This is a genomic window from Acidovorax cavernicola, assembly GCF_003581445.1.
Genome location: NZ_QXMN01000177.1, coordinates 1 through 1902, shown reverse-complemented (window position 1 = coordinate 1902; position 1902 = coordinate 1). Strand labels below are relative to the sequence as shown.

3 protein-coding genes and 1 pseudogene are annotated in these 1902 nt (G+C 41.4%); 1 reads left to right on the top strand and 3 read right to left on the bottom strand.

Annotation, left to right across the window (positions count from 1 at the left end; all coding sequences use genetic code 11):
• On the top strand, window positions 1–207 hold a 207-nt coding region (locus D3H34_RS34585; RefSeq protein ID WP_205736860.1), incomplete at its 5' end, for a hypothetical protein.
• Between the two features lie 3 nt (window positions 208–210).
• Here the strand turns inward: D3H34_RS34585 and D3H34_RS34110 are convergent.
• The 3 genes and pseudogenes from D3H34_RS34110 to D3H34_RS34405 all read right to left on the bottom strand — a co-directional run.
• Entirely contained in the window at window positions 211–612 is a 402-nt protein-coding gene (locus tag D3H34_RS34110) for a hypothetical protein (protein WP_147400570.1), read from the bottom strand.
• Between the two features lie 476 nt (window positions 613–1088).
• Complete coding sequence (locus D3H34_RS34105) at window positions 1089–1367, bottom strand: hypothetical protein (RefSeq protein WP_147400569.1); 279 nt, start codon at window positions 1365–1367, stop codon at window positions 1089–1091.
• Window positions 1364–1902, bottom strand: a pseudogene (locus D3H34_RS34405) (hypothetical protein); the annotation flags it as partial. The gene D3H34_RS34105 and the pseudogene D3H34_RS34405, both read right to left, overlap by 4 nt.

Here is a 1902-nt window from a genome sequence, read left to right as displayed (position 1 = left end):
ATTTCATTAGTGGCTGATGCCCATGAATGCGCTACCTGGATTGGTTGGTGGCGTTATTTTGGGGCATTTTTTAGAACTTTTGGTTATATGGTGTTGTGTGATGTGGCTGAAAGCGTGTGCGGGATGAGTTCGTACCACGGTAGCGGCTGGTGGCGGTTAGTGTTGCGTTCGAACTATGCGGTGTCATCCGGAGGTTGGAAATATTAAATTTCAATTATCGAATCGGCCTGATAGGTAATCATCTAAAAGTTCAAGATTTTTCTCTACGGCTTCAGTTGTGGAATCGACACTGAAGAGTTCTTCGTACTTTCCGTTGATAGCATAATTAATCGGGATGTATTCTGGACCTATACCGATCCACAAACACGCAAAAGTTCTTATTGCCGTTGGAATCGAGTATTTTAGTATGTGCTTCCTATCGATCATGAATGATACATAATAGGAGTCTCCTTCATTCAACCCTCTGCCGGATGTTCCTGACGAAACTATGAGAATTTCTCTATTTCTGAGGGTGTAGTATTTTTTAATGAGGGCTGTCAATTCTGATATGCCGGATGGATCATTTTTTAATCGCACGATATATTTCTCCGTCTTTATGGATTTCGTATCCATGTTGTTTCAGATAAAGAAATTCTTTTTGGGGAAATCCGATTGTTAATTTTGTAGGATCGCTGGTAAAAAGAAAGTTCTTTGATTTTGAAATTTCTATATCAAGAAAAGCCTTGTTTACCTCCCACATTCTTTTATCCCCCAGTTCCGAGGATATCTCAGTCCATGCCGTAATTTCATTAGTGGCTGATGCCCATGAATGCGCTACCTGGATTGGTTGGTGGCGTTGTTTTGTGGTATTTTTTAGAACTTTTGGTTATATGTAGTGTTTCTCTTCGGTGCAAGGTGCGTTTCGTACTGCGGTCGCTAATCAATCCCATGTGACTGACCGTTGAGTATGACCATGGTTGACACCACATCGGCATTGTCTATGGTGACATTGATAAGGCATCTCACTTTCAGGGATCACGTGCAGATGTCTGGACGCATCTTGATGCATTTTTTTAGTGTGATTTAGGATGAATCGACTAGATTGCAGACTAAATGAGTTCTTTGCAGATGTTAAAAAGACTAATCCTAAGTTCTTCGAATTCAATATTTTCGGAGATCAATAATTTCCCGTCTTTATGGAAAACGATATCGTTTAAAGAACCTGCCCCGCGGTACATTGAAAGAAGCTCCAGCGATTTTTCTCTTGGGTTTTCATCGAAGTTCATTTTTATGATTTCCAGGGTCGCAGCCAAATCAGGAAAATTTCCTGCTTGCAGTAGTGCGATCATCCGAGAAAGAACTGCGGTGTGGTTGAGTTTTTCGTTCATTTTATTGGTCTTGACTCTATTATTTCAACGCCATCAGTTGGCCATGGAGTAGGTATCACTATCTGCTGTGTTCCGCCTAAGTGAAAACCGCCCTGATTAGCTATTTCTCCGATGTATAGCTTTGTTCCGGCTGGGAATTTTATTGCAAAAACTGTGTCAATGGGAGACTGTTCTCCTCCAGGCCAGTTGAGAGGGATTGCCTTGTCTATCCTTGTTTGCAATATGCTAGTTGGTGGTTCGGCGGAAAAAAATTGACCAAAAGGCTGGTGGGAAACTCCTGCGCGATAAAGGATGATCTCTTTTTTGAGAGATGCAGCCATGTATCTTGCCCCGGGGAATGAATGGGCAAGGCTTTCGGTTAAAGGTCCGGGTTTCACTAGGGAGTAAGAGCCTTCTATTTGCAATATTCCCAGTTTGGCAGCTTCGGTTAGATTTTTTGAAATGATATTTTTTGAATATTTATTATTTCTTCTTTCTAGCTTTGATAAAGTCTCGAGTTTTTTGAATGTTTCTCTGACGGCTGCTTCGTTAGGCT